The following is a 7,712-nucleotide window of genomic DNA, read 5'->3' as shown; positions in this document are numbered from 1 at the left end:
CTTCTTCTGCTGAAGCCTGTGGATGCGCTTCTCCTCATCCCAGAATCCACGCTGTCCCATTCAGCTGTGTTGAACTGAACCAATTCTATTGCTTATTTTAAAGTCTGTCAGGGAGCGACGTTGATTTTTCGAGGTGCCCTTGATTCAGATCATGAGCTGGAATCACAAGGCCCGTATGCCATCCATGCCTTACCACGAATATCGGTTGCGAACGAATGGCATCAGACGATGGAACTCTTGACCGGACAGCATCTGGCTTCCACGAGCAGGAGCTAACGGCAAGTGCGGCGAAAATCAATCCAGCCAGCTTCGCGGTGATGGTCCTGCCAAATGGATGCATTGATGCGCCAGCGCCATCTCCATTCAAGTCACCAACGTAGCCCCGTCCGTCTGTTGGTTGTTGATCTGTCCATCATCAGCGCCGCCGGCACCCGCATCGCCACTCTGCTGAGCCCCAACACCACCCTTGCCCTCAACAATCTGATCGATGCCAAGGCGGTGCATGACAACCTCACCATCCGTGATGCCTGAATCCTCGTCAGCCTGATCAACTGATTGGCTGTCTGCCCACGCCATAACAAACCCCCCAGGCAAAACCCGGGAGGCTAGGGGGTATTCACTCAGACCCGGAGGCTTCAGAAGCAGAAGGGCAGAAACTGGGTGTGGCAGGTGGTGAAGCCATCCACCAGGGGACCAAGCCCGATCTGGTGAATGATGCTGGCTCCAGTCAATCCTTCCATGATGATTCCGATCACAATGCCGAGCATGGCGGCACGGCCGTTGAACAGCTCAGCCCTCTTGAGCTGCTCAAGGTGCACCTCCTGAGCGGCAAGATCCTGGATTTGATTGTTGCGAGATGGAGTTGTTGTCATGGCTTTTGGGGGAGGGAATGTCAGAGGGAGTGGTGAAGATCAACTGCTGCGGAGGTGCTTCAAGACCGGGACGACTGATCAGTGGGGCGTGAGAACACGAAGGCCACCATCCCGGTGAGCACCACCACAAGCAGGAAAACAGCGGTGATCGCGGTGCTGTAGTCGGTGGTCATGGCGTCAGCCCAGGCCGATCTGGGTGAGGATGCCCTGGCCGGTGAGCAGCTCCGTGGCCACACCGATCACAAAGCCGAGCATGGCCAGGCGACCATTCCAGGTTTCGGCAAAAGCAACAAATCCGTAGCGGGGGGAAGAATCAGCCATGGCGGTTTCAGCGGGATCACAGAACTGTAACAGATTGTAACGGGGGGCCGGATCTCAGGGGTGAGCCGATTTTTGGCGCCGGCCAAGGTCAGGGATCGCTGACGCTTTTTGTGTGATCGGCTACAGACGGCTCATCGTTTTTTCTCGCGAAAAGTGTCTAGCATTGTTCAGCGGCCCTTTTCCCGCGCCTGCCCACCCCTGTCCATGGCCCAAGTCTCCACCAGTCCTGCCCGCGATCAAGCCCTTCGGGACTCCCTGCTCGTTCGTTACACCGCCGCTTCGGCCGCCGGAAACAGCCGCATGAAAATGGCCCTCAGCCATGAAGCTGCCTATCTCGGCATTCACCTCAGCAAGATCAACGCCTCGATGACCGGCCTTCGCTGAGGCCCCGGCCGGCTCGACGTAGCTGGCCCAGGCACTGGCAAGAGAGACCGGTGGCAGGGAACTGATCAGGCGACCTGGCCGTAGCCGCCATCGCGGGGGGCAGCCGAAGGTTCCTGATGAACCTGCCCCGGAGCCTGGCCACTGCCAGAGTGATTCGGGCCTATCCCTTGCCATGCATCTCACTCCTCAGGAGAAGGACAAGCTCCTGATCGTCACGGCCGCCCTGCTGGCGGAGCGGCGCTTGCTGCGGGGCCTCCGCCTGAATCACCCCGAATCGGTGGCCTGGTTGAGTTTTCAGGTGCTCGAGGGTGCCCGGGATGGCAAGACCGTGGCTGAACTCATGCGCGAGGGCAGCACCTGGCTCCGCCGTGATCAGGTGATGGAAGGGGTTCCCGAGCTGATCGGTGAGGTGCAGATGGAGGCCACCTTCCCCGATGGCACCAAGCTCGTCACCCTGCACGATCCGATCCGCTGATCCCCCTGATCACCCCGCCTGCATGTCTTATCTCATCCCTGGCGAGCTGCTGCCGGAGCCCGGCAGCCACGAACTCAACGCCGGCCGCCCTGTCACCACACTCAACGTGGCCAACCGCGGCGACCGCCCGGTTCAGGTGGGCTCCCACTTCCACTTCTATGAAGCCAATGCGGCGCTGGTGTTCGACCGTGACAGCGCCCGCGGCCAGCGCCTCGACATCCCTGCCGGCACGGCGATTCGCTTTGAACCGGGCGATGAGCGGGAGGTGCACCTGGTGCCGCTGGCCGGTCGCCGCCAGGTGTTCGGTTTCAACGGCCTGGTGAACGGTCCCCTCGACTGACCGCCAGTCCTCCCTCAACCCTTTCCGCAGCAGAGCCATGCCCTATCGGATGGATCGTCGGGCCTACGCCGAAACCTATGGACCCACCACCGGTGACCGGCTGCGGCTGGCCGACACCGAGCTGATCCTGGAGGTGGAGAAGGATTTCACCACCTACGGCGAGGAGGTGAAGTTCGGCGGCGGCAAGGTGATCCGCGACGGCATGGGCCAGGCCCAGACCTCCCGGGCCGAAGGGGCGGTGGACACGGTGATCACCAACGCCCTGATCGTGGATTGGTGGGGGATCGTCAAGGCGGATGTGGGCCTGCGTGACGGCCGCATCTGCGCGATCGGCAAGGCGGGCAACCCCGACATCACCGATGGGGTGACGATCGTGGTGGGTCCCGGCACCGAGGCGATTGCCGGTGAGGGCCACATCCTCACCGCCGGCGGCATCGACACCCACATCCACTTCATCTGCCCGCAGCAGATCGAAACCGCCATCGCCAGCGGTGTGACCACCCTGCTGGGCGGCGGCACCGGCCCGGCCACCGGCACTAACGCCACCACCTGCACCCCCGGCGCCTTTCACCTGGCCCGCATGCTGCAGGCGGCCGAGGGGTTGCCGGTGAACCTGGGCTTCTACGGCAAGGGCAACGCCAGCACCCCGGCGGCGATCGAAGAGCAGATCCGCGCCGGGGCCTGCGGCCTCAAGCTCCACGAAGACTGGGGCACCACCCCGGCGGCGATCGATTGCTGCCTCACCGTGGCCGACAAGTACGACGTGCAGGTCTGCATCCACTCCGACACGCTCAATGAGGCGGGCTTCGTGGAGGACACGATCCGCGCCATCGGTGGCCGCACCATCCACACCTTCCACACCGAAGGGGCCGGCGGCGGCCACGCCCCCGACATCATCCGGATCTGCGGCGAGGCCAATGTGCTGCCCAGCTCCACCAACCCCACCCGCCCCTACACCCGCAACACGCTCGAGGAACACCTCGACATGCTGATGGTGTGCCACCACCTCGATCCCGCCATCCCCGAAGACGTGGCCTTCGCCGAATCGCGCATCCGCCGCGAGACGATCGCCGCCGAGGACATCCTTCACGACCTGGGCGCCTTCTCGATCATCGCCAGTGATTCCCAGGCGATGGGCCGGGTGGGCGAGGTGATCACCCGCACCTTCCAGACCGCCCACAAGATGAAGGTGCAGCGCGGCAGCCTGCCGGAGGACGCCGCTTCATGTGGGGGGCGCAACGACAACACCCGGATCAAGCGTTACATCGCCAAGGTCACGATCAATCCGGCGATCGCCCACGGCCTCGACAGCCAGATCGGCTCGGTGGAAGTGGGCAAACTGGCCGATCTGGTGCTCTGGAAACCGGGCTTCTTCGGCGTGAAGCCGGAGCTGGTGGTCAAGGGGGGCTCCATTGTCTGGGCCCAGATGGGTGATGCCAACGCCTCGATTCCCACCCCCGGGCCGGTGCACGGCCGGCCGATGTTCGCCGCCTACGGCGGCGCCCTCGCCCCCAGCTGCCTCACCTTCCTGAGCCAGGCCGCCCTCGACGATGACCTGCCCCGGAAGCTGGGCCTGAAGCGGCCCTGTGTGCCGGTGGTGAACACCCGCGCCATCGGCAAGGCCGAGATGCGCAACAACAACGCCCTGCCGGTGGTGGAGGTGGACCCGCAGACCTATGAGGTGTTCGCCGACGGCGAACTCATGACCTGCGAGCCGGCCGAGGTGCTGCCGATGGCGCAGCTCTATTTCCTGCTCTGAAGACAGGGCCCCGCCCCCAGCCACAAGGCGCTTTGAATCGGTAGCAACGATCACCGGAGCTGTCAACCACGCTCTTCATGATCGATTCCAGCTTGAGCGTGCCCTGATGTTCACCGAATACCATCCGCGTAAGGGTTACGACGAGTACTTCAACGCCGCTTCCGAGCCCCGCTCCGCCCTCCGCCCCCTGCTCTCTTCCCTCGGCCAGCTGGGCATCGAGGAGATCAACCGCAGCCATGTGGCCGCCGGCCTGCTGCTCAAACGGCTCGGTGCCACTTTTCGGCTCAACGGCTCCGGTGAAGAGGGAGGCGAGCGGATTCTCCCCTTCGATCCGTTGCCCAGGCTGATCCGCGCCGGCGACTGGCAGCGCCTTGAGCTCGGCTTGATTCAACGCCTGGAAGCGATTGATCACTTCCTGGCCGATGTCTATGGCGATCAGAAAATCCTCGATGACGGGGTGGTGCCCCGCGAGGATGTCGAGAGCTCCCATGGCTGGCGGCCCCAGATGCGGGGGTTCAAGCCTCCCCTCGGCCGTTGGTGCCACGTGTCCGGGCTGGATCTGATCCGCGATGGCCAGGGCACCTGGCGGGTGTTGGAGGACAACCTGCGTTGCCCGTCCGGGGTGGCTTACTTCCTCGAAAATCGCCGCGTGATGAAGCGGATGTTCCCGAGCCTGTTCGCCGGGCGCACCGTTCAGCCGATTGACGACTATCCCTCCCACCTGCTTCAGGCCCTGAGGGAGCTGGCCCCCTGGACCGACAGCCCCAAGGTGGTGCTGCTCACCCCCGGGGTGTTCAACAGCGCCTACTTCGAGCACAGCTACCTGGCCCAGCAGATGGGCATCCAGCTGGTCGAGGGACGCGACCTGGTCTGCGAGGGCAACCGGGTGTGGATGCGCAGCACCGCGGGCCTGGAGGCGGTTGATGTGATCTATCGCCGCATCGACGACGACTTCCTCGATCCGGATGTGTTCCGCAGCGATTCGATGCTCGGCGTGCGGGGCCTGATGGAGGCCTACCGCGCCGGCCGGGTGGCGATCGCCAATGCTCCGGGCACCGGCGTTGCCGATGACAAGCTGATCTACGCCTATGTGCCGGACATGATCCGCTACTACCTGGCGGAGGAACCGATCATCGAGAACGTGCCCACCTACATCTGCGCCCGGGCCGAGGACCAGGCCTACGTCCTGGCCCATCTCAAGGATCTGGTTGTCAAGGCGGTGGGCGAGGCCGGCGGCTACGGCATGCTGATCGGTCCCCATGCCCAGCCCGACGAGATCCTCAGCTTCGCCGCCAAGATCAAGGCGGATCCAAGAAATTTCATTGCTCAACCCACCCTGGAGCTCTCGACGGTGCCCTCCCTGAGCGAAGGTGAGCTCTATCCGTGCCACGTCGACTTGAGACCCTATGTGCTGCGGGGCAAGGGCGCCTGGGTGAGCCCGGGTGGCCTCACCCGCGTCGCCCTCCGACGGGGTTCCCTGGTGGTGAATTCGTCCCAGGGCGGTGGCTGCAAGGACACCTGGATCGTGGATGAATCCCCATGCTGAGTCGCGTCGCCGATTCGCTCTACTGGATCAACCGCTACATCGAGCGGGCTGAGAACCTCTCCCGGTTTCTGGAAGTGAGCGAGGCCATGGCCCTCGACTGCCCGCCTGGCAGCGCCGAGCCCTGGCTGCCCCTGATCGATGCCAGCGGCGATCGGGAACTGTTCGATGTTCTCTGCCCCGATGGTCTGCCCACCGATGTGGTGCGGTTCCTGGTCAACCATCCTGAGAACCCCAGCAGCATCGTCAACTGCATCGCGTCGGCACGGGAAAATGCCCGCCAGATCCGCGAGGTGATCACCACCGAGATGTGGGAGCAGCTCAATGAGATCTATCTCACCGTTCATGAGAGTGATCGCTTCTGGCAACAGCCCGCCCAGGAGCAGCTCCATGAGATTCGCTACGCCTGTCAGCTGTTTTATGGCATCACCGATGCCACCCTCAGCCGTGATCTGTCCTGGCAGTTCAGCAAGCTGGGGCGATTGGTGGAGCGAGCCGACAAGAGCAGCCGCATCCTGGACGTGAAGTACTTTCTGCTGCTGCCCAGCTCCGAGGAGGTGGGTGGGGTCCTCGATGAACTGCAGTGGATATCGCTGCTGCGCAGTGCCGGGGCCTATCAGATGTTCCGGCAGTCCCAGCAGAAGGCGATCGCCCCCAAGGCGGTGGCGGCCTTCCTGTTGCTGGATCCGATCTTCCCCCGTTCGGTGCGCTACTGCCTGGAGGGCATCAACAAATCCCTGAGGGTGATCCGCAGCAACCCGGTGCCGGGGCCTCCCGATGATCTGGAATGCCTCGCCGGGCTCATGCTGGCCAACTGGAGCTTCGTGCGCATCGATGATCTGGTCAATCGCGGCCTTCATGAAGCGATCGACCACTTCCAGACCGACCTGAACACCCTGCACGCGCAGATCGAGGAGCGCTACTTCATCACCAGCCAACCGGCACCCGGGCCGACCGCCTGCATCCATCCCATTGATGGAGCCGATCAGGCCGCTACTCAGGACACCACCCTTCCCATCGCTCCCACGTCCCAGGCATGCGCGCCCGCATAAGGCACACCCTCACCTATCGCTACAGCGAACCGGTCCAGCTGGGAGCCCATCGCCTCTGTCTCAAGCCCCGTGCCCACGGCTTTCAGAGGCTGCTGAGCTTTGATCTGAGCTTTTCGCCGGATCCCCATCGGCTCCATCCCCTGATCGCCGCCAGTGGCGACGACATCCTCCGTGCCAATTTCTTCGGTTTCACCGATTCCCTTGAGATCCAGGCGATCAGCCATGTGGAAACCCAGGTGGCGCCCCTGCTTGAGGTCTGCCTGGCCCAGAACGAACCGGAACTTCCGTATCCAGTGGGCCACCTGAACGGCGATCTGATGGGCAGCCTGGAGGGTTGGCTGCCCAACGGCCAACACGAGCCTGCCGCCGTCGAGCTGGCCCAGGAAGCCTTGATGGGCAGCGACCAACGCGCCTTGATGTTCCTTCAGAACCTGGTGGAGATGATCCAGGACCGGGTCAAGTACACCCAGCGCCATGCCGGGCCTGCCTGGCCGGCGGGCCGCACCCTCAAGGAGCGGGTGGGCTCCTGCCGGGATCTGGCGGTGCTGATGATCGAGGCGTCTCGCTGTGTCGGCCTGCCGGCGCGTTTCGTGAGCGGCTACCACCTGTTGGAGCCCAAGCCGGATCGCTACGACCTGCATGCCTGGGCGGAGGTCTACCTGCCCGGGGCAGGCTGGCGAGGCTTCGATCCCAGCGGCATCGGCGCCGTCGATGACCGCTACATCCCCCTGGCCACCTCCTCGAAGCCAAGCCTCACCGCCGCTGTTTCGGGCTCGTTCAGTGGGCCGCCGGGAGTGGAGAGCGAGCTGAGCTGGGCGATCGAGGCCGAGGTGCTCAGCGAGGTCCCGGCCGTGCCGGATCTGCTCCATTTCTGAGCGCCGGCCTGGAGAGCGCCCGGCCGGGCAACTGTCAGGGAGACCCTGCATCAACAGGAATCGGTAACCGTTGGAGCAGCGTCAGGGCAAG

At 63.9% G+C, this 7,712-nt stretch carries 10 protein-coding genes; 8 read left to right on the top strand and 2 right to left on the bottom strand.

What is annotated here, in order from left to right; all coding sequences use genetic code 11:
• Nucleotides 1-393: 393 nt before the first annotated feature.
• Nucleotides 394-531, top strand: coding sequence for a hypothetical protein (locus KQ307_RS06475; RefSeq protein ID WP_259727362.1), 138 nt, complete (start codon nt 394-396; stop codon nt 529-531).
• Nucleotides 532-635: 104 nt separating this feature from the next.
• On the opposite strand, the gene KQ307_RS06470 is transcribed toward KQ307_RS06475, so the two are convergent.
• Nucleotides 636-872, bottom strand: coding sequence for a chlorophyll a/b-binding protein (locus tag KQ307_RS06470; protein ID WP_259727361.1), 237 nt, complete (start codon nt 870-872; stop codon nt 636-638).
• Between the two features lie 177 nt (nt 873-1,049).
• The gene (locus KQ307_RS06465; protein ID WP_259702373.1) at nt 1,050-1,193 is read right to left on the bottom strand and encodes a high light inducible protein; all 144 of its coding nucleotides are present in this window, start codon (nt 1,191-1,193) and stop codon (nt 1,050-1,052) included.
• Between the two features lie 204 nt (nt 1,194-1,397).
• Between KQ307_RS06465 and KQ307_RS06460 the strand changes: the two genes are divergently transcribed.
• The 7 genes from KQ307_RS06460 to KQ307_RS06430 all read left to right on the top strand — a co-directional run bounded on the left by KQ307_RS06460 (nt 1,398) and on the right by KQ307_RS06430 (nt 7,621).
• The gene (locus tag KQ307_RS06460) at nt 1,398-1,577 is read left to right on the top strand and encodes a hypothetical protein (protein WP_259727360.1); all 180 of its coding nucleotides are present in this window, start codon (nt 1,398-1,400) and stop codon (nt 1,575-1,577) included.
• Between the two features lie 172 nt (nt 1,578-1,749).
• Nucleotides 1,750-2,052 carry an urease subunit gamma gene (locus KQ307_RS06455; protein ID WP_259702375.1) on the top strand — a complete coding sequence of 101 codons (303 nt, stop codon included), beginning with the start codon at nt 1,750-1,752 and terminating at the stop codon, nt 2,050-2,052.
• Nucleotides 2,053-2,074: 22 nt separating this feature from the next.
• Entirely contained in the window at nt 2,075-2,392 is a 318-nt protein-coding gene (locus KQ307_RS06450; RefSeq protein ID WP_259727359.1) for an urease subunit beta, read from the top strand.
• A 37-nt stretch (nt 2,393-2,429) separates the two neighbouring features.
• Nucleotides 2,430-4,151 carry an urease subunit alpha gene (ureC, locus tag KQ307_RS06445; RefSeq protein ID WP_259702377.1) on the top strand — a complete coding sequence of 574 codons (1,722 nt, stop codon included), beginning with the start codon at nt 2,430-2,432 and terminating at the stop codon, nt 4,149-4,151.
• A 106-nt stretch (nt 4,152-4,257) separates the two neighbouring features.
• Nucleotides 4,258-5,697, top strand: a complete 1,440-nt coding sequence (locus tag KQ307_RS06440; protein ID WP_259727358.1) for a circularly permuted type 2 ATP-grasp protein — start codon at nt 4,258-4,260, stop codon at nt 5,695-5,697.
• The gene (locus KQ307_RS06435; RefSeq protein ID WP_259702379.1) at nt 5,691-6,746 is read left to right on the top strand and encodes an alpha-E domain-containing protein; all 1,056 of its coding nucleotides are present in this window, start codon (nt 5,691-5,693) and stop codon (nt 6,744-6,746) included. The genes KQ307_RS06440 and KQ307_RS06435 overlap by 7 nt, the downstream gene beginning before the upstream one ends.
• Nucleotides 6,731-7,621 carry a transglutaminase family protein gene (locus tag KQ307_RS06430; RefSeq protein WP_259727357.1) on the top strand — a complete coding sequence of 297 codons (891 nt, stop codon included), beginning with the start codon at nt 6,731-6,733 and terminating at the stop codon, nt 7,619-7,621. Before KQ307_RS06435 ends, KQ307_RS06430 begins: the two co-directional genes overlap by 16 nt.
• Nucleotides 7,622-7,712: the final 91 nt, after the last annotated feature.

The sequence above is a fragment of the Synechococcus sp. CS-1326 genome, from assembly GCF_025128115.1.
Classification (GTDB): Bacteria; Cyanobacteriota; Cyanobacteriia; order PCC-6307; family Cyanobiaceae; genus Regnicoccus.
This window is presented reverse-complemented; position numbering and strand designations above follow the sequence as displayed.